The organism is Dehalobacter sp. DCM (assembly GCF_024972775.1).
GTDB lineage: Bacteria > Bacillota > Desulfitobacteriia > Desulfitobacteriales > Syntrophobotulaceae > Dehalobacter.
The window spans coordinates 4,286,584-4,306,321 of the sequence record NZ_CP092282.1 but is presented as its reverse complement, the minus strand read 5'-3'; the positions used below and the strand labels follow the sequence as shown (position 1 = coordinate 4,306,321).

The window sequence follows — 19,738 nt, the reverse complement described above, 5'->3', positions numbered from 1 at the left end:
TGAAATAATATGGAGTGTATAGAATTAGAATGAGAGATCGAGAACATTCATTGGAACACACAATGCCCAATCAATTATGGAGTTTAAAATATCTGTTAATGATGCTTGCTAATTTTTTAACCTCTATGGTGCATTCGAGTTCCTTGGCACTGTTATCACTATATGCATTGAAAATAGGCGGCAGTAACAGCCAAGCCGGTTTGCTGACAGGGATTTATTCATTTTCCGCCTTGGTTTTCAGGCCGGTCTTTGGACAGATGTTAGATAAACACAGCAGGAAAACCGTGGTTATCCTGGGACTGTCATTGATTACGCTATCAACCGTTGCCTACGTTTTTACCCAGTCTATATCAGTATTATTGATTTTCAGGACGATTAACGGCATTGGTTTCAGTGCCGGTTCCACCGCTATTGCCACTGTAGTCGCAGACATTCTGCCGATGAACCGATTGGCCGAAGGGATAGGCTATTTCGGATTGTCCAATACCTTGGCACAGGCCATTGGACCGCTGCTTGGCTTATATATGATACAAGTCTACGGGTATCCCGCGCTGTTTATAGCCGCTGTTGGGGTGTCTGTCGCCAGTATGATCTGTGCTTTGCCGATTAAGTACACACGAAAAAAAGAACCTAAGTTGGGCAGTCAGGTTGGAAGCGTGCCAAAACAGAAGGGCTTTGGTTTTTTAGAAGCACCTCTTATCTGGCCTTCAATTTTGTTGCTATTGACAGTGACTTCTAATGGCGCGGTACTGACTTTTGTAGCCAGCTATGCGATGAGTCTGGAAATCAAAGAAATTGGTATGTTTTTTACTGTTTCTTCCATAGGGACAATGATAGCTCGGCTTATTTTCGGCAGACTTTCCAAACGCTTCAATCTGGGGAGCATCCTGTTCGTATCTATCATTTTAGTCATCATTTCACAACTGATCCTGGGAACTGCTGCTCAATTATGGCAGTTCTTACTATCTGCAGTTTTTTTTGGTACCGGAATGGGGTGTGTCGTCCCCATCATTAATACAGTCGTAATTATGCTTGCTTCCCCAGACCGTAAAGGAACCGCACTTTCCGTATATTATTGTGCGATGGATATGGCCATGGGATTGAGTGCTGTTATTTGGGGAATCATAGCACAGCATTTTGGATACCCTGCTATTTATATCGCTGCTGCCATATGCTGCTTCACAGCTCTGATGATTTATGTTTTCGCTCTGAGAAAACGATTAAGCCGTCTAAACTGGAAACGGGAATTGCGTTCCCGGCCTAAGGAGGAGTCGTCAATTTCAGCTTAGATAGCTTTATTGGTCAGGTGGCGTTGTACTTGGCAATTAGCGTGAATTAAATAATAAATAGATATATCCCCGTTAATTGAATAAAGAAATAATTTTATTAAAAATGCTGTATTGTAAAAAAGGAAAATGCATATAGAAATAGAATTAATTGTAATATTTTTTATCAAGTGATCAAAGAAGGGTACCATGGAACCAGCATACTATTTTTCTGTCTTATTTTTCTTTGCCAGTGTAATAAGTGGCTTTCTTGGAGCTTATACGCTTTATCTTGATCCAAAAGCGGGTTTGAACCGGTCTTTTTTTGCACTGTGTGTTTCTTTGAGTATATGGGCGCTTGGATTTTCCATATCTGTTTCGGCTGACAATCAAACTGCCAGCTTATTGTGGCGCAGAATCTCCGTTATAGGCTGGGGGTCTTTTTTTAGCGTCTTGCTTCATTTTGCATTATTTCTCACGGAAAAAAAGAGCTTGTTAAACCAATGGTGGCTCTATCCTCCACTCTATATTCCCTCGTTTCTGACCATCTATATCTACGGTATCTCCGATGCAGCCGAATCAAAATATGAATTGATCCAATCCGTTAACGGTTGGATCAATGTTCCGGACACCGGTTTTAATACTTTCTATAATTATTATTATATTACTTTTTCTATTCTAACCATCGGTATGATTTGGTTATGGGGAAGAAAAGCGACTTCCTTGAATGACAAGAAAAAAGCCTGGCTCATATTTTTTTATATTGTTGGCACTTTGATTCTAGCCACATTTACAGATATTGTTGCCAGTACATTCTTTAACATCCTGATTCCTCAAATGGCACCATTTGTTAGCGCGATGTCCATGATCGTTATTTACTATGCGATAAAAAAATACGGTTTGATGAAGCCGGAGAAAGCTGTCGCCGATGAAGAAAATATTTTAAAGGAATCCACACGCGGAAACCTGGTTAATTACTTGGCTTTTATCTTATTTGCCTGCAGCATAGTCAACACCGTATCGTTTTTCCTTTTTAACGTGAAGGACGATTCGACGGTTGTTCTATGGTCAAGCATGGCCATCCTTTTATTAGGAATCGGAGTTTTGATTGTTAAAAAAGTGGATATCCAGGAAAAAAATAAAGGGATTTTCTACATTATAGTTTGCGTGCTGGCTATACCGCTCTTAACATTACGGTTTGTAACTACCGGAGGTATTACGGTTTGGGTGTTTCCTATTATCTTTGCCGTTTTTGCTCTTATCTTTAATAAACGTATTGTTTTAGTGGCATTAGGAATTTCCATTATTTCGACACAGATTATGATCTGGCTCATGGCCCCGCAGGTAAAGGTAGAAATTAATGCGCAAGTATATCTTACGCGAATTTTTTGTGTCCTTGTCTTTCTTTGGGTGGCATTTTACGTCAACAAACTGTATGTTCGACGTTTAAAAGAAAACGTTGAACAAGTGAAACTGCAAAAACTGATATCGAATATATCTTCCGATTTAATCGCTGCAAAACAAATGAATTTAGAGTATAAAATTAATCGGGCACTTGAGAAATGCGGCCAGGTTTTCGAAATGGACAGAGTCTGGATATATTTGCAGTATCAGGATGAACAATGCGGCATCATGCCATTCGTATGGTATCAAACAAAAAAGCCTTCGGAGGAAGGGAAAGAATATTCACTGAAGCAAGCCTCTATACCGTCAAACCTGTTATCAAGTGGTAAAATAATTCATATACCCGACGCAGAACAACTCTCGACAAGTGAAAAGAATACATTTTCCGGGCTAATTACTGGAAGCACAAAATCAATGATTTGTCTGCCGATCGTTGAAAACGGTGAGGTGTTGGGCTTATTTGGGCTTGAATCCGCCAGAACAATGAAAAAATGGCGTGAAGACCAGATCGATTTGCTCGAGGTTATTTCAAATATTTTAGGGGACGCTCTGGCCAAAGTGAGAGCGGAAAAAGAAATTGAACAATTAGCTTATTATGATCATTTAACAAAGCTGCCCAATCGGGCATTATTTCGGAAGCGGGCTAACGAAGCTATACGTCAAGCAGACCTGACCAATTCGATGATCGCGGTCATTTTTCTGGATCTGGATTCATTTAAGACAGTGAATGATACTATTGGCCATGAAGGCGGAGACGAGTTGATAAGAAAAGTAGGGCTTAAATTATTGGCATGTATTCGTAAAACGGATACGGTATCCCGTTTTGGCGGTGATGAATTCCTCATCTTGCTCAATGATATTTCAGATTATAAAGATGTTAGGAAAATTGCCGATAGTATTCTCGCTTTATTAGCAGAACCGATCGTGCTAAGAGATCAGGAATTCTTTGTTACGGCGAGTGTAGGAATTGCGTTATACCCTAACGATGGTCTGGACACAGAAACCTTGATTAAGAATTCGGATATTGCAATGTATAAGGCCAAAGAGAAAGGCAAAAACCAGTATGCTCTTTGTTCTGATGATATGAAAGAAGAAGTCCGCACGAACATCATGCTGACGAATAGTTTATATCGGGCAATAGAACGCAATGAATTGTATCTGCATTACCAACCGCAAGTACGTTTGCCGGAAGGGGAAATTATTGGGCTGGAAGCCCTGCTGCGGTGGTCGCATCCCGATATGGGAGTAATTTCACCGGATGTTTTCATACCGATCGCAGAGCAAGGCGGGATGATCAACACCATCGGCGAATGGGTGCTCAGAAAAGCTTGTGAACAAAATAAAATCTGGCAGAATAAAGGATATCCCAGACTGCGAATGGCTGTTAATATTTCAGTTAAACAGCTGCGCAACCCGTATATTATTGACCAGATAGCAAATACGCTGGTGGAAACCGGGCTTCAAGCAGAGTATCTTGAATTAGAAATTACGGAAGGATCTCTTTTAAAAGGGTCAACTCATATCGTCAGAGTATTAAATGAAATTAAGAAATTAGGGATTACCCTTTCGATTGATGACTTTGGCACTGAATATTCGTCCTTAAACAGGCTAAAGAATTTGCCTATCGACCGGTTGAAATTGGATATGCAATTTGTTCAGGGCATTGAAGGTGATGAAAAAGACAGAGCAATCATTCGGGTCATTATCAATCTGGCAAAAAATCTTGGTTTGCAGATTATTGCCGAAGGGGTAGAAACTGAGAAGCAAGTCCACTTCTTAACCCGTGAGATGTGCAAAGAGGTTCAAGGTTATTATTATTACGAGCCGATGCCTGCTGAGGATATCGAAGAATTATTGAATAGGGCTGGTTCTAAGATTGGTTAAGATTAATTTCTTCGATGCATTCTTCCAACCAATCGATATAGGTGCGCTCACGCATGATGGCACCTTTTAACACGATATAGTCGCCGTACAGAGGAGAAAGGACTTCGGTGATTGTTTGCGCATAGGGGTGTTTCGCCATTGTTGCCTCGAGTTTAATCAGTTTTTCACGCCGTAGTTTAAGCTGATAGCTAAAATGCTTTAAAATTTCTTCTTTTGGCATAGATTCAATAAAATAGGCTTTAAGTCTAAAAATATCCTTCGGCGTTTGTTCCAGGGGATCTTTTTTTGTAAGCCAATTCTTGAAAGACTTTTTTCCTGATTCAGTTATAGAATAGAGCTTTTTCTCCATTTTTTCTCCCTGGAGGATCGTTTCGTAAGTGATCAGACCTTCGTCCGTAAGCCTCTTTAACTCCGGATAGAGTTGGCTGTGCTTTGCATGCCAGAAATTTACCAGTTCCATGTTGAAGGTTTTCATTAAATCATAACCAGTCATTGCCTGCCGATTAATTAATCCTAATATGGCATATTTTAATGTGTGCATTTTTTTACCGTGCCTTTCGAAAATGAGTAAATAGTTTTAAATATGTAACTATTGACATGTTAATAGTTTGTGAATACAATTACTAATATAATTGAAAGATACCAATAATTCAAGTGCGTATGCAAAGAGACACTGGGCATTAGGCTTTGCATCTGGCATCTTGTATCTTGTATCTGGGCTTAATTCATGCACAATAGCGAAATAAGATGAGGTAGTTAATTATTATTAATGAGGAGAAATATCAATGCAACGAAAATATCCAAATCTGTGTAAACCAATCAAGATCGGGAACGTTAATTTTCGAAATAGGATGTTTGCTGCCCCCGTCGGCGGAACGGACATAACGGCTGACTGCACAATTGGCCCCAAGACAACCGCATTTTATGAATTGAAGGCCAAGGGAGGCGCCGCTTCAGTAACCGTTAGTGAGTTGGTCGTCCATCCGGAAACTGAGGGATCCCATATGTTTCATTTGGACCTAAAGACAGTTGGGTCACTTTCGAGCTTCACCTATACGGCTGACGCTATCCGTCGCCATGGGGCGATTGCCAGTGTGGAATTGTCTCATTCCGGTCAGTATGCCGGAACGTATCTGACAGATAAAGATAAAAAACACGGACTGGCGCAATGGGGGCCTAGTGCAGGGGTTCGACCGGATGGGCTGGAAGTAAAGGAGCTCACTGAAGAACTCATTGCGGACATTGTCGCTGCTTATGGAAAGTGCGCAGGCTTGGCAAAGATTGCAGGCTTTGAAATGGTGATGATTCACGGCGGACATGGCTGGCTGATCAATCAGTTTTTATCTCCGTATTTTAACCACAGAACAGATAAGTACGGAGGCTCATTAGAGAACAGAGTGCGTTTTGCTCAAGAGGTCATCGACAGTGTTCGGCAAGCGGTAGGTCCTGGCTTTCCAATCGAGTTTAGAATGAGCGGATCCGAATTGATCGAAGGCGGTTATGACTTGACGGAAGGTGTAGAAATAGCAAAACTGCTTCAGTCCAGGATCGATCTACTGCATGTCTCCGCAGGGACATACCAAAAAGGCTTTAGCGTTACACATCCTTCGATGTTTTTACCCCATGGCAGTAATGTTTATCTTGCGGCAGAAATCAAAAAGCATGTGAGTGTCCCGGTGGCCACAGTTGGCGGATTAAATGATCCGGCAATGATGGAAGAAATCATTGCATCCGGAAAAGCGGATGTGGTAGAAATGGCCAGGGCATTACTGGCAGACCATGAGCTGCCTAAGAAAGTAATGACGAATCGCGACGAGGACATTGTAAAATGTCTAAGATGCTTTGTTTGTATGGCGGAACGTGCTGTAACCTCTACGCGCCGATGCGCGGTGAATCCATTAATTGGTCGGGAAATAGACGGCGTTGAGATTATTCCGTCACCTAATCCCTGCAAGGTGCTTGTCGCAGGAGGTGGACCCAGTGGGTTAGAGGCAGCAATAACGGCGGCAAAACGGGGCCACAAGGTAATCCTTTGTGAAAAATCAGATCAGCTGGGCGGTATTCTGAAGGGTGAACAGGCTATTCCTTTCAAATATGAAATGTATGAATTAGGTGTTACTCTCGGCAATTTGGCAGAAAAGGCCGGTGTCGATATTCGTTTAAATACGCCGGTTACGAAAGAGTATATTGAAAATGAAAACGTGGATGCCTTGATTATTGCTGTTGGATCGGAACCGCTTATTCCGTCAATTCCAGGTTTAAAGGACGATAATGTTATTGTGGTCAATAATTATTATCTGGAAAAGGATAAGGTCAGCGATCAGGTCGTCGTGTTGGGAGGCGGACAGGCCGGTTGTGAAGCGGCAGTTCATCTTGCTCAGGAAGGGAAGGCTGTACATCTGGTAGAGATGAGAACAGAATTAGCTCCCGATGCAAACATCAGGCATCGTCCTATCCTATTGAAGGAGATTGAAAAGAATAATGTTCAAGTCCATACTGGTTGTACAGGACAACGTGTGACCAAAGAGGGCGTTTATTGCATCGATGCGGCGGGTGTAGAGCATCTTGTTCCCGGTTACACTGTGATTTGTGCACTAGGCCAGCAGGCAAGAAGAGCCGTCGTCGACGAATTGCTTGACAGTGCACCTATTGTTGCGCAGATTGGTGATTGTGTGAGACCATCCACAATAACGACAGCCATCTATCAGGGATATCATGCTGCCTTAGATATTTAATGACGACGTGTTGCTGAATAGAATAGAATTAGTTTCAAAGAGGAAGGAGGTCCTGCCTACAAATAAGTTGTGGGCAGGACCTCCTTCATAGTGAATACTTGACAGATAATTGGCCCTGAGAATTTCTGATTATGCATTGTTGCATGCTGCGGCCTGTATTAGGAAGGAACGCGTTCAGTAATATAAGATACAACTTCATCCGGTGTGATATTTAAGGCAATGGCAAATTCCTCATAGAGATTTTTCTCAGCTGCTTTCATAATATTTTCATCTGTCTGCGCCAGTTTTTTACCGATGTCTATTTTTTCTTGTTTCTGCAGATAGATCGTTTTGATCAGCTTTGCCCATTCTTCACTATTGGCTGTTTTCAGAGCTGTTTTGAACCGCTCATTTCGTTCGCGGTCATCGTTTATCCAGAGTGCTTCAATATCCGGCATTGAAGCAATGAGTGAAAGAACTTCGTCTTTAGTCATGATGAGGCGCATGGAGACTCTTGGTGCATTTACGGGAATCTTTATGGTTAAATTATTGTTATACGCAGGTTGAAGAACGTAATACTCCGTCTCCTTATCCAGAATATCGTGTTCTCTTCGAATGTCAATAATTTTAAATACACCTGTAGCGTTATATACAACATAATCATTGATATTAAACATAAAAAATCCTCCCTATATGAATGCGCTCTTGTGCTATTTATTGGTAGTTTTCCGCAATTTCATAAAATTATTTCATAATATAAATTATATAATGAAAAATTCCTGAGCATTATAGGCTAATTTGGGCATATTTAAACCCTTAGAATAAATCAGTCCTTGTCCACGGGATGATATCGAATTATACTGATCTTGACAAGCCAAGCATATATTTTGGCATCAAGGAGGAGAACGATGTTTCTGTTAACGCTTTTTGTCATTTCCATAGTCTTTATTCTCAATATATCTCTCTCAATATTGAGCTACTCGTATCGTAACCAGCCCATACCCGAGAATGTATCGGATGTTTATGATGAGATAGGCTATAAAAAATGGCTGAATTATACCATGGAGAATCACAGACTGTCGATTTTAGAAAAAATTGTTAATACGGGTATGCTGCTGCTATTCCTCACATTAGGGATCTTCCCGGCGCTGGCGAATGCAGTAAACCGCTTGACAGACGATCCGATTCTCCAGACGCTTCTTTTTCTTGGGGTTTACTTCTTTATCAGCTATATCTTAAATATTGGTTTTAGCTGGTACCATAACTTTAGTATTGAAGAGCGTTATGGATTTAACAAATCGACGATAAAAACCTTTATTCTGGACCAGTTGAAATCCATCTTACTGACGCTGGTCTTGGGTAGTATTATTCTGTATATTCTCCTTGCGCTTTATCTGAACATGGGCAACGGATATTTGATATATGCCTGGCTGGTTGTCGCCAGCATCATGTTAGCAGTGAATTTGCTTTACACTCAATTATTCATCCGTATTTTCAACAAACTTAGTCCGCTGCCGGATGGCGAGCTGAAACAGAAAATTGAAGAACTTGCTAAGAATACCGGCTTTGAAATCAAAAAAATCAGTGTCATGGACGCGTCGAAACGTTCCGGAAAGCTTAATGCCTTCTTTAGCGGATTTGGTAAATTTAAGCATATCGTCCTTTACGATACTCTTTTACAAAAATGCACTTCGGATGAAATCGTCAGCATCTTGGCTCATGAGATTGGTCATGCCAAACACCGGGATGTTCTGCGAAATGTACTCATTTCTCTGGTGCAGATTGCTGTTTACCTTGTCCTTATGACTTTCTTCCTGTCATCCGTTAACCTGGCAAATGCTTTTGGCTTTTCCCACGTTCATTTAGGGTTTTCCATCGTGCTTTTCGGTATTCTCATAGAGCCCATCGGGATTGCATTGGGTATTCCGCTCTCTGCATATTCACGAAAGGCCGAGTACAAAGCAGATGAATTTGCCTTACAAGTCGGTTATAAGAAGGCGATGATCAGTGCCTTGAAGGTTCTGGCCAGAGAAAATTTTTCAAATCTCACGCCACATCCACTCGTGGTAAGACTGACTTATTCTCATCCCCCAATTAGTCATCGTATTGAAGCGCTTACTCAATCGTAGCAATTTTTTAGACTTTTACGGTTCAAGATACATCGGTAGTCTTGTTATAGATAATTTTGTACAGGTAGTAATAAATAAAGAAGGAATCGCAATATCTATAATAGAATATTGATAGAATATTTGAAATTCAAAACCTAAAGGGGGATTTCATTTGAGTGGGGTAATAGATAAGATCAAAGCTTTTTTTGGTGGAACGAAGGAAAAAGCAGATGACTTCAAAGAAAAAGCAGCGGACAGTGTTCTGGAAGCGAAAGCTAAAGTTGAAGAAACAAAGGAAAAATTAGAAGTAAAAGCGGAGGAGATCCAAGAGAAAGCAGATGCCTTGAAAGAACAGGCTAAGGAAGCTCTCGGAGAAGCGAAGGCCAAGGCGGAAGAGGCAAAAGAAAAACTGGAAGAAAAGGCAGAACAAATCCAGGAGAAAGCAGAAGCACTAAAAGATCAGGCGAAGGAAGCGCTGGAAGAAGCCAAAGCGAAAGCGGAAGAGGCAAAAGAAAAACTGGAAGAAAAGGCAGAACAAATCCAGGAGAAAGCAGAAGCACTAAAAGATCAGGCGAAGGAAGCGCTGGAAGAAGCCAAAGTGAAAGCAGAAGAAGCAAAAGAAAAACTGGAGGAAAAGGCTGAGCAAATCCAGGAGCGAACGAAGGAAGCAATTCAAGAATTAAAGGAAATCGTTCAAAATAAAATAGACGGTGAAAAAGAAGCTGAAGATTCACTTAAGGTTGGTGAAGAGAAAATTAAAAATCCAGACAATCCACCCAATCCACCTAATCATGACATTAAACCTAAGTAATAATAATGGTGCTTATTTGACTTGATAAGAATATAACGGTAAGACCTTGATACACTTAAGCAACGTGCATCAAGGTCTTTTTATTGGAATGTTCTTGGTTCTCGATATTCTAATGTAACGACTCCAATTCCTCTACTTTACTCGCAAACCACGATGTATGCAGGTCTTCGTCAATCAAATTGGACCACAAGAGCGAAAACAACTCATCGTCTTTGCCGATTTTTATAATGAGGTCTTTATAATCGCTCATGGCCTTTTTTTCCAGCATAATATCCGCCTTAAGCAGTGAGGTGACCCCAAACGCGGCTGTGATATTCCCCGCTGTTTTGCCAAGGATAGGCGATATGATATCGCCAAGCATGGTTGGTTCTCCCCCGAATTTTTTGATTTGAGCCGCGATATTATCGACGTGCTGCTGCTCGATAAATGAGGATCTTTCCAATACTTTGCTAATATAAATGTCTTTCACAAGCTTACTCTGCGCCATATAAAGATCCACCTGGTTCAGCTCAAGGCTGTAAAACCAATTCAGTTTAGCAATGATCCCGCGTCTGTCCAATTTGTTTCCACACCCTGTTATTATTCGATTTCAGCAGTTATCCTGCAGTTCTATTATTGATTTTATAATGACTGATTATACAGATAAGATTGGGATCTTGTCATAATCGTAATCGGTTTTATGCTTGCGTAATAAATCGCTGCGTATTAAAATTTAGGCATGTGCATAGATTATTTTTTATTGAATCAATGAGAAATTGTCGAATGTTTAATTATAGAAAATATTAGGATATATTTGTAACATGCAAACACAAAACAAGCATAAACGGAAAAAAGAAAAGACGGTATCAAGGGGGAGCGAATAATGGAATATAAATTGAACATCCTTTATTTCAGCGCGACAGGCAACACAGAAAAAGTTGTTAAAACCATTGCACACGGCATGGGGGTTAACTGTAAAGAATATACTGTTAGCCTACCAGCCAGTAGAGTGAAGGATATTATATTTGGCGATAAGGACATCGTCATTGTCGGCGTACCAGTTTACGCTGGGCGAGTGCCCAGTTTTTTATCAGATTATTTTACAAGAGTAAAAGGAAATAATACACCGGCTGTTTTCGTCGTCGTTTACGGCAATCGGCATTACGATGATGCCCTGTTGGAATTGAAGAATATCTTTGAAGACAACGGATTTATTGGAATCGCAGCAGGCGCATTTATTGGAGAACACTCCTATAGTGAGAAAGTAGCCACAGGTCGACCGGATAGTGAAGACCTGCAGCTGGCGGCTGAATTTGGGAATATAATAATTGAAAAACTATCTGCCATGGAGATAGCGGGGAACCGAGAGCTTGAGGTGAAAGGCAATTTTCCCTACAGAAACGGTATGCCAAAATTAACAGCTGTTCCTGTAACCGGCAGTGAATGCAATTTATGCGGGTTATGTGCCCAATTTTGTCCGATGGAGGCAATATCATTGATAAATTACAGGGACATTGATAATGAAAAATGTATTGTCTGCTGCAGTTGTATTAAACGATGTTCTGTTCGGGCCAAATCTATTGATCATGAATTTATCAATAAGATTCGGCAGCTGCTGATAGAAAACTTCACTGCAGTCAGACAGATACCGGAGCTATTCTTTTAATAGCTTTCTTAATATCGTTATTGGGAAATTTGAATTAAAAAAATGATCATTTGAATAAATAGGAATTTCGTATATAATTTAGAAGTGCCCTGATTTAAATACAGTTCAATTGAATATTAATAAAGCGGTTTCTACTCGATGATAATATATTACTGAAATTTCGAGGGATACCCAAGAAATTAGGAGGAATAGTATGTCTGCAACCCTGATCAATGCAACGAAAGATGAAGCCACATTTTTGATTCAGATCGATGCGAAGACGTTTGAAAAAGCCCTCATGGAAGAGTACCACAAGGCGACTGCAACGGAAGGAAAAAAAGCGGCTTCTGCTTTTCTGAGTAATGAAGCACTTTTAGCACAATACCCTGATTTGGAGAAAATTGCAAACAAAGCACTGGAAAAGCTTTTGCCGGCCTATTACATGAGTGCGATTAAGGAACTGGGAATTCAACCGATGACGTTCCCCAATATTATGCCGCGAAGCAACAAACTCGGTGAACCCTGTATTATTGAAATTCGCGTATCGCTGGAACCTCAAATTGAACTGGAAAAATATGAGGGTTTAGAAGCTCATTATACACCTGTCGTTGTGACTGAAGAGGATATTAACGAGAATATCACCGGACTGCGCAAACAACATAATGCCGAAACCGATGATGCTAAACTGCTGGAGAAACTTCCGTTTAAAACCATCGAAGAACTACAGGCAGAGGTACGGAATTCAATGACGTCCATGGCAGAAGAAAAGACAACACTTAATAAACAAGAGGCAATTATTAAGCAATTGATTGTGGCCAATCCTGTGGAGCTTGCAGAGGAAGTAATTCAACAGCAGATCAATGTCGAAATGAATCGCGTTACTCAGCAAATGGGTAAACAATTCCTGCAAAACTATATGCGATCCTCCGGGCGTTCTCTTGATGATCTAAAGAAAGAAGTTCGGCCCCAAGCCGAGATGAATGTCAAGAAAAGCTTGTTGCTCACGGCTGTGGCAGATAAAGTTTGTGTTGAAATAACCGAGGAGGATATCAAAAAGAAAATCTCCGAACAGCCAGGTTCATTTAATGAACTCGCATTGGATTATGAAACACGCCGCAAACGTATCGAGGAAACACCTGGAGCGCTTGACCAGATCAAACATCTTATTCGTTTGGATAAAGCCACGGATTATATTATTAGCAAAGCAATTCTGCATGAAGATCAACCCATTCGCGTTATTGACTCTCTTCCGGAATACATGAAAATCCAGTAATTCCCCATACTACAAACATAGATCGAATAAAAATCCAGGGGGAATTGTTGATGTTAGAGAATAGCGAGTTAAGAGCGCTAGCGCGATCACAGCTCAAGGGAAACTGGGCAAAACCGATTCTGGCATTTCTGATTTATTCAGCGATTACGGCAATCTTCGCCTGGATCAGCAATGATGAAAATGCTGCCGCCAGTCTGATTTCGTTGCTGATCACCGGGCCGTTTATGGTAGGAGCATCTGTATTTTCCCTGGCATTTAGCCGTCAGGAGGATCCGGGGGTCGGAGTAATATTTGATGGCTTTAAATCCTTTCTGACCAGCCTCGGTATGTATTTATGGGTACTTTTATGGGTAATCCTATGGTCATTGCTGCTGATTATTCCAGGAATCGTTAAAAGTTACGGCTATCTCATGAGTTTTTATATCCTTGCGGATAACCGGCAGATTGGAATTAGGAATGCCCTTGACCTCAGTAAACGAATCAGTTACGGATATCGCGGCAAGTTATTTCTGTTATATTTGAGCTTTATTGGCTGGGCTGTACTCTCGATACTCACCGCAGGGATTGGATTTATATGGCTGATTCCATATGTTGAGATAACGATAGCCAATTTCTATAACGATCTTAAAAGAACGAGCATTGAAAACGGAATATGTGTGCCGGAGGACTTCAATAGGGACAATTATCGCGCAGTATAATGGACCATTATTTTTCATTCCAAATACTCATAAGCATATTAATTCCATTCGGAAGAAGATATGCTTTTTTATTTTGCATTTACTGCAAACAACCTAAATGGTATAATAAAGTTGTTTGTATTGGATACAATGTGCATTTTCTATAAAATGGTTAAAAATCAGAAGGAGGAAAAATAGTGACACCCAACCATAAAGATAACATTGACCGCTATAGCGATAGGTACAGCAAGATATGCCAAGAAAATACCAAGATAGATGCCGGACTTTATGATATATATGGTGTTAAACGTGGTCTGAGGGATAAAAGCGGAGAAGGCGTCCTGGCCGGACTAACCAATATCTCTTTAATTAAATCTCATGAAGAAATGGATGGGAAGAGAATCCCCTGTGAAGGGAAACTGCTTTACCGAGGGTATAATATTGTTGACCTAGTTAATGGGTTTGTAAATAAAAAACGGTATGGATTTGAAGAGTCAGCTTACCTTTTATTGTTTGGTTCTCTACCTACCGAAGAACAGTTGGCTGAATTTAAAGGGATCTTAGTTCAATGCCGCAATCTGCCCAAAAATTTTGTACGAGATGTCATTATGAAAGCGCCGAGTAAGGATATTATGAATTCCTTGACCAAGAGTGTTCTGACGCTGGCATCCTATGATGATCGCATTGAAGATGGATCGTTGAATAACGTCTTAAGGCAGTGTCTCATGCTCATCAGTATTTTTCCTATGTTATCTGTTTACGGATATCATGCTTACAATCATTATGAATGTGATGACAGCTTTTATATCCATCGTCCGGACGAAAAACTCTCGACGGCAGAAAATATTCTCAGAATGCTGAGACCGGATAAGACCTATACGGAACTTGAGGCAAGAGTATTGGATATTGCGTTGGTATTGCACATGGAACATGGGGGCGGCAATAATTCCACCTTTACGACGCGCGTTGTTTCTTCTTCGGGGTCTGATACGTATTCAGTTATCGCGGCGGCTCTTTCCTCACTGAAGGGACCTAAACACGGCGGTGCGAATATTAAAGTTGTTGAAATGATAAAAGATATTAAATTACATGTGCAGGATATTACAAACGAGTCCGCAGTAAGACACTATCTGACCAAGATTCTTAACAAGGAAGTCTTTGACCGCCGTGGTTTGATTTATGGCATGGGACATGCTGTCTATTCGATTTCAGATCCGAGAGCTCAGATATTTAAGGGCTTTGTAGAAAAATTAGCTGAGGACAGAGGACGACGAAACGATTTTGAATTATATTCCATGGTTGAACGGATGGCGCCCGAGGTTATTGCCGAAGAACGAAAAATCTACAAAGGCGTCAGTGCGAATGTAGACTTTTACAGTGGTTTCGTTTACAGTATGTTGGATATTCCCTTGGAGCTTTATACACCGCTGTTTGCAATGGCACGCATCGTCGGCTGGAGCGCTCATCGACTGGAAGAATTGATCAATGCGGACAAAATAATCAGACCGGCCTACGAAAGTCCTCTGTCTGATAAGGATTATATGGAAATAGACGAACGATAGAATAATCTAAATACCTATTTAGCGCCACTGATCGAAGCTTCAGGGGCAGGGGAACAGGAAAAGACTTAAATTGTAAATCGAGAAACGAGTTGATTTAACATTTGGGCATTTTCAGCCAATTTACCTGAAGAATCTGCAATTTGAGAGACCGAGCTGCTGGTTTCCTCTACCCCTCTGGTAATTTCTTGTGCACCACGGCTGCTTTCGCTCATGTTCAGGGCAACAGCCTCTATCGCCTTTGTTACGTCATTAACGCCATTCAATATCCGGCTGCTCATATCAGTTATTTTACTTGTCGCTTGGTAGAAGGTCTTGGCATTATCGGAATAGTCCTGACCAATAGCAACCATAGAATCATAATCTTTTACAACCTTATTATTGAGAAATTGCAAGACGGCATTGCTGTTCACAACCAAATTGCCAAAAGAATTTTGAACATCATCCGTTAGCCTCTTAATATTGCTGACAGTTAAAGACGATTCTTCCGCTAATTTACGGACCTCTTCGGCGACGACCGCAAATCCTTTTCCTTGTTCACCTGCTCTGGCGGCTTCAATCGCAGCATTAAGCGCTAAAAGGTTGGTCTGATCGGCGATGGCTGAAATCGTATCGGCCAAGGCGGATATTTCGTGAACGATCTTCGCGTCTTCCAATGCTTTTCCCATTTTTTCTTGAATATCGCCATACAAGGCCGTGGCCTCCTGCTGAGCTTTGAGAGATTCGGTCATTATTTCCCCGGCCCGTAATTCAATTTTCTGGGCAGTATCTGAACTATCCTTGGATTCACTGGCCAATTGGGTTAGGAAAGCTGTCATTTCTTCACCTGAGGCATTTACCTCCTCTGTCGAGGAGGCTACGGTTTCTAATCCGGCTGAAATTTCCTCAATAGAAGCCGTGATTTCTTCCATTGTCGCAGATACATTCTCCGTGGTCGCGGAAAGTTCCTGACTGGATGCGGCCATATCCTGAGCACCTGCTGCCAATTGCTGAACCATATCGCGAAGATATTGATGCATCTTGGCAAAAGCTTGAGCAGCCTGGCCAACTTCGTCTTTACGGATCAGGAATTTATGTCCAACATCCTGGCTCAAATTTCCCTCGGCTATTAATCCGGCATAGGCAGTGATGGAGCCAAAATCTGAGGAAATTCGTCTGCTGATGAACAATCCATAAGCGATTGTAATTAAAATCGTCGCGATTGTTAGAATGAAAACGGTATTATTGGCGTTTTTGGCATGTTGGTCGGTCTGGCTGCGAAGTTCTTGCGCTTCTTTTTCATTATAGCTAATCAAAGCTCCCATATCGTTAGTAAATACCTGCTGTAAAGGTTCATAACTTTCTTTGAATAATGCATAAGCCTCTGTATTCTTATTTTGTAACCGTAGCGATATAATTTTTTCAAGGATAGGCTGAATCTGGGATAAGGCTTTCTCTGTTTCGGCTAGCTTATTTTTTTCAAAAGAGTTCGGATTAAGACTTTTATACTTATCCAAAGAAACGGTAAAAGATTTACCGTTTCTTTGGATTTCTTCAGATATCGCTGGGATTTCAGCTGTGTCTGTTGTGGCCAATATGAGTACGACATTGGTGTAGACAATATCCCCGTATTTTTGACAATCGCCTAAGTACGCGATGGATAACAGACTTTCCGAGTATATTTTGTTCAGATCCTGATTAGCCTTTGTCAGACTTTGATAACTAATAAAGCCTACGAGTAAACTAATGACTACAAATATAGCCACAAGAGATAAAATTTTGCGGGCAACCTTCATATTGTTGAATAAGCGAAACACCGTTTCATCCTCCTTTATGTATCTGTTAGTATGATTATTGCGTATAAGGCTTGAGATCCTTCGAAATATTAAACGGCCAGCAGCCGAAAACCAAGCGACCAATGCCTAAAATAGTTTATAAATGGTTTGAATACAGTTTCACGTTTGACAATAAAAATATATATAATATTATCTTATTTAGATTTAATACGCAATAAATTTTAATAATAAAAATGGAAGAAAATAAATTATTTAGTAAATTAGGAAAAACGAGGACATAAAGTTTCTTATAATACGAATCTCCTTAACCTCCTAATCATGGTCCAGGGCCTATTTCATTATATAAGATTACCCGCCCATATCTTCAGCCCATGATCGCAAAGGCACAAGTGATCTTTACCCTATGCTAATGTCCAACATTCAGAAAGCAGCAACTTTTGCATCTCTCCAAAAAAAAGACGTCGTTTTGAACTGCTCCCTGTCAAGTAGACGGGGAGATATCATTTTGACGTCTTTTGTTTAGCGCTAAGTTGTGAACAGTCCGAGATCCTACATATTACCAGATGTTATTTTACCTCGTCCATCCAACCAAATTCATCCAGTAGGCGACCGTATTGTACACCCGTGATAAAGTCAAAGAGCTTCTGGGCATACTCACCGGTCTTGTTATTGCTGATGATAAGCTTCTCGTTTTTCCAAGACAGTTCGCCGACTGGAGATATGACAGCGGCGGTACCGGAACCAAAGACTTCTTCCAGCTGTCCCTTGGCTTGGGCTTCAAATACCTCTTCGATAGAAATCTGACGTTCAATGGCATTCAATCCCCAGCTTCGGGTCAATTCCATTACCGTCTGACGGGTTATTCCGCCAAGAATACTCCCGCTGAGTTCCGGTGTAACGATTTCGCCGTTAATTTTAAATAAAATATTCATCGTACCGACTTCTTCAACATATTTACGGTGAACAGCATCCAGCCAAAGGACTTGATCGAAGCCATCTGCGTGGGCTTCGTTTTGGGCAGCCAGGCTCATAGCATAATTAGCCGGCGTTTTGGCCATGCCAAGACCGCCTTTTGTCGCCCTTACATAATGGTCTTCGACTTTAATGCTGACAGGATTGAATCCGTGCTCGTAGTAAGCACCGACAGGGGAAAGGATTATGAAAAGTTTATAGGTATTGGATACTTTTACGCCGATGTTTTTATCCGTTGCGATTATAAATGGACGGATATATAATGATGTGCCTGGGCTGCTCGGTACCCAGTTTTTTTCAATTTCCAGTAGTTTGAATAAACCGGTGCGAACTTCTTCAACATCGATGCGGGGAATACAGAGATGATCGGCAGAACGGTTAAAACGATTCAGATATTCGCGAGTTCTGAAAACAGCAACCGTATTGTCAGCGGAACGAAAAGCTTTCATGCCTTCAAAAATCGCTTGTCCATAATGAAAAACAATGGTGGCAGGAACAAAGCCAAACTCACCATAGGGGACGATCCGCGGTGAGTGCCAGCCTTTTTCTGTCTCATAATCCATGACAAACATGTGGTCAGTAAAAATCTTGCCAAAGCCGAGTGAGGCATCGGTGGGCAGCACTCCCAGCTTTTCAACTTTTGTTACAGTGATATTGGTCATTATTTATTGCCTCCAAAACAAAATAATCTTCTAAATATATATTCTAATTCTATCAAGAAAAATGTTCAATGATTAATCTGGAAAAATCGACTTATTACCAATATATACACTTGTTTCATAACGTCAATAAACTTATGTTCTATTTCAAGGCATTAGGACATGTCTGACACAACAAATCATTTATATCATGATACGATATAACTTCAAAGTAAAATAAATATCCCAAGTTGATAGGTGCCAATGTTAAATGTCGGACAAAAGTTGTCGTCATTAAAATGATGGCTTAAACGGTAAAGCTTATAGTATAATAATCGGTATAAACAGACCTTCATCGCTATTATCAACTGGGGCATAAGGAAGGAGACCACTCGCTTTGCGGCTGCGTAAAAAGAAATGGGCACGGCCGGAACTGGAAAAAGATCCGAAAGTGATATTTATACCGTCTGAGAAAAAAGGAAAATGGCACGAGGTTTTTGGGAATGATTACCCTATCCATCTTGAATTAGGCTGTGGAAGAGGGAGTTTTATCACTAAACTAGCCGGAATGAACCCTAAAATTAATTATATCGCTATCGATACTTATAACGAACTACTTGTCATGGTCATAAGAAAGCTGAATGACAATGACATTGAAAATGTCCGTGTCGTGCTAATGAACATTGAGAATATAGAAGCGTGTTTTGACCAGGATGAAATCGACAAAATTTATATAAATTTTTGTACGCCTTGGCCAAGTAACCGGCATCACAGGCGGAGACTGACACATCCCGTCTTCTTGAAGAAATATAAGACATTTATAAAGGAAAAAGCGGAGATATGGTTTAAAACCGATGATGATGAACTCTTTGCTGATAGTCTTAAATATTTTCGCGAAGCGGGCTTTGCCGAATTATACCGTACAGATGATCTGACACGCAGTGATTTTGAAAATAATATTACAACGGAGTACGAGGAGAAGTTTATCGGACAGGGAATCCGCATTAAATTTGGGATATTTGGGAGGTAGTACC

General features: G+C 40.8%; 15 protein-coding genes. 10 read left to right on the top strand and 5 right to left on the bottom strand.

The window, feature by feature from the left end; genetic code table 11:
• Nucleotides 1-29: 29 nt before the first annotated feature.
• The gene (locus LPY66_RS20030; RefSeq protein ID WP_337986001.1) at nucleotides 30-1,289 is read left to right on the top strand and encodes an MFS transporter; all 1,260 of its coding nucleotides are present in this window, start codon (nucleotides 30-32) and stop codon (nucleotides 1,287-1,289) included.
• A gap of 186 nt (nucleotides 1,290-1,475) precedes the next feature.
• Nucleotides 1,476-4,553: an EAL domain-containing protein gene (locus LPY66_RS20025; RefSeq protein WP_337986000.1), complete on the top strand. Its 3,078-nt coding sequence runs from the start codon at nucleotides 1,476-1,478 to the stop codon at nucleotides 4,551-4,553.
• Here the strand turns inward: LPY66_RS20025 and LPY66_RS20020 are convergent.
• Nucleotides 4,540-5,094 (bottom strand): PadR family transcriptional regulator, encoded by a 555-nt coding sequence (locus tag LPY66_RS20020; protein ID WP_337985999.1) that lies wholly within the window; start codon nucleotides 5,092-5,094, stop codon nucleotides 4,540-4,542. The genes LPY66_RS20025 and LPY66_RS20020 overlap by 14 nt on opposite strands.
• A 244-nt stretch (nucleotides 5,095-5,338) precedes the next feature.
• Between LPY66_RS20020 and LPY66_RS20015 the strand changes: the two genes are divergently transcribed.
• Nucleotides 5,339-7,288: an oxidoreductase gene (locus LPY66_RS20015; RefSeq protein WP_337985998.1), complete on the top strand. Its 1,950-nt coding sequence runs from the start codon at nucleotides 5,339-5,341 to the stop codon at nucleotides 7,286-7,288.
• A 158-nt stretch (nucleotides 7,289-7,446) separates the two neighbouring features.
• On the opposite strand, the gene LPY66_RS20010 is transcribed toward LPY66_RS20015, so the two are convergent.
• Nucleotides 7,447-7,944, bottom strand: a complete 498-nt coding sequence (locus tag LPY66_RS20010) for a CarD family transcriptional regulator (protein WP_337985997.1) — start codon at nucleotides 7,942-7,944, stop codon at nucleotides 7,447-7,449.
• 231 nt (nucleotides 7,945-8,175) lie between these two features.
• On the opposite strand from LPY66_RS20010, the gene LPY66_RS20005 reads away from it, so the two are divergent.
• Complete coding sequence (locus LPY66_RS20005) at nucleotides 8,176-9,396, top strand: M48 family metallopeptidase (protein ID WP_337985996.1); 1,221 nt, start codon at nucleotides 8,176-8,178, stop codon at nucleotides 9,394-9,396.
• A 151-nt stretch (nucleotides 9,397-9,547) separates the two neighbouring features.
• Entirely contained in the window at nucleotides 9,548-10,186 is a 639-nt protein-coding gene (locus tag LPY66_RS20000) for a hypothetical protein (protein ID WP_337985995.1), read from the top strand.
• Between the two features lie 109 nt (nucleotides 10,187-10,295).
• Here LPY66_RS20000 and LPY66_RS19995 read toward each other — a convergent pair whose 3' ends face one another.
• Complete coding sequence (locus LPY66_RS19995; protein WP_337988147.1) at nucleotides 10,296-10,718, bottom strand: ferritin-like domain-containing protein; 423 nt, start codon at nucleotides 10,716-10,718, stop codon at nucleotides 10,296-10,298.
• Nucleotides 10,719-11,048: 330 nt separating this feature from the next.
• Between LPY66_RS19995 and LPY66_RS19990 the strand changes: the two genes are divergently transcribed.
• The 4 genes from LPY66_RS19990 (at nucleotide 11,049) to LPY66_RS19975 (ending at nucleotide 15,322) form a co-directional block, all read left to right on the top strand.
• On the top strand, nucleotides 11,049-11,831 hold the full coding sequence (locus LPY66_RS19990) for an EFR1 family ferrodoxin (protein WP_337985994.1): 783 nt from the start codon (nucleotides 11,049-11,051) through the stop codon (nucleotides 11,829-11,831).
• 193 nt (nucleotides 11,832-12,024) lie between these two features.
• Complete coding sequence (locus LPY66_RS19985) at nucleotides 12,025-13,083, top strand: trigger factor (RefSeq protein ID WP_337985993.1); 1,059 nt, start codon at nucleotides 12,025-12,027, stop codon at nucleotides 13,081-13,083.
• A 50-nt stretch (nucleotides 13,084-13,133) separates the two neighbouring features.
• Nucleotides 13,134-13,781, top strand: coding sequence for a DUF975 family protein (locus tag LPY66_RS19980; RefSeq protein WP_337985992.1), 648 nt, complete (start codon nucleotides 13,134-13,136; stop codon nucleotides 13,779-13,781).
• 176 nt (nucleotides 13,782-13,957) lie between these two features.
• Nucleotides 13,958-15,322 (top strand): citrate/2-methylcitrate synthase, encoded by a 1,365-nt coding sequence (locus LPY66_RS19975; protein ID WP_337985991.1) that lies wholly within the window; start codon nucleotides 13,958-13,960, stop codon nucleotides 15,320-15,322.
• Nucleotides 15,323-15,387: 65 nt separating this feature from the next.
• Here the strand turns inward: LPY66_RS19975 and LPY66_RS19970 are convergent, their stop codons facing one another.
• Together LPY66_RS19970 and LPY66_RS19965 are read right to left on the bottom strand one after the other, a co-directional pair.
• Nucleotides 15,388-17,115, bottom strand: coding sequence for a methyl-accepting chemotaxis protein (locus LPY66_RS19970; protein ID WP_337985990.1), 1,728 nt, complete (start codon nucleotides 17,113-17,115; stop codon nucleotides 15,388-15,390).
• A 545-nt stretch (nucleotides 17,116-17,660) separates the two neighbouring features.
• A complete protein-coding gene (locus tag LPY66_RS19965) occupies nucleotides 17,661-18,728 on the bottom strand; it encodes a branched-chain amino acid aminotransferase (protein WP_337985989.1) in 1,068 nt (355 codons plus the stop codon).
• 373 nt (nucleotides 18,729-19,101) lie between these two features.
• Here LPY66_RS19965 and trmB point away from each other — a divergent pair, with 373 nt between their 5' ends.
• Nucleotides 19,102-19,734, top strand: a complete 633-nt coding sequence (gene trmB / locus LPY66_RS19960) for a tRNA (guanosine(46)-N7)-methyltransferase TrmB (RefSeq protein ID WP_337985988.1) — start codon at nucleotides 19,102-19,104, stop codon at nucleotides 19,732-19,734.
• Nucleotides 19,735-19,738: the final 4 nt, after the last annotated feature.

Bases quoted from the DNA above. Each gene is read 5' to 3' on its own strand.
- LPY66_RS20030 (WP_337986001.1), top strand. From the start codon at position 30: ATGAGAGATCGAGAACATTCATTGGAACACACAATGCCCAATCAATTA.
- LPY66_RS20025 (WP_337986000.1), top strand. From the start codon at position 1,476: ATGGAACCAGCATACTATTTTTCTGTCTTATTTTTCTTTGCCAGTGTA.
- LPY66_RS20020 (WP_337985999.1), bottom strand. From the start codon at position 5,094: ATGCACACATTAAAATATGCCATATTAGGATTAATTAATCGGCAGGCA.
- LPY66_RS20015 (WP_337985998.1), top strand. From the start codon at position 5,339: ATGCAACGAAAATATCCAAATCTGTGTAAACCAATCAAGATCGGGAAC.
- LPY66_RS20010 (WP_337985997.1), bottom strand. From the start codon at position 7,944: ATGTTTAATATCAATGATTATGTTGTATATAACGCTACAGGTGTATTT.
- LPY66_RS20005 (WP_337985996.1), top strand. From the start codon at position 8,176: ATGTTTCTGTTAACGCTTTTTGTCATTTCCATAGTCTTTATTCTCAAT.
- LPY66_RS19990 (WP_337985994.1), top strand. From the start codon at position 11,049: ATGGAATATAAATTGAACATCCTTTATTTCAGCGCGACAGGCAACACA.
- LPY66_RS19985 (WP_337985993.1), top strand. From the start codon at position 12,025: ATGTCTGCAACCCTGATCAATGCAACGAAAGATGAAGCCACATTTTTG.
- LPY66_RS19980 (WP_337985992.1), top strand. From the start codon at position 13,134: ATGTTAGAGAATAGCGAGTTAAGAGCGCTAGCGCGATCACAGCTCAAG.
- LPY66_RS19965 (WP_337985989.1), bottom strand. From the start codon at position 18,728: ATGACCAATATCACTGTAACAAAAGTTGAAAAGCTGGGAGTGCTGCCC.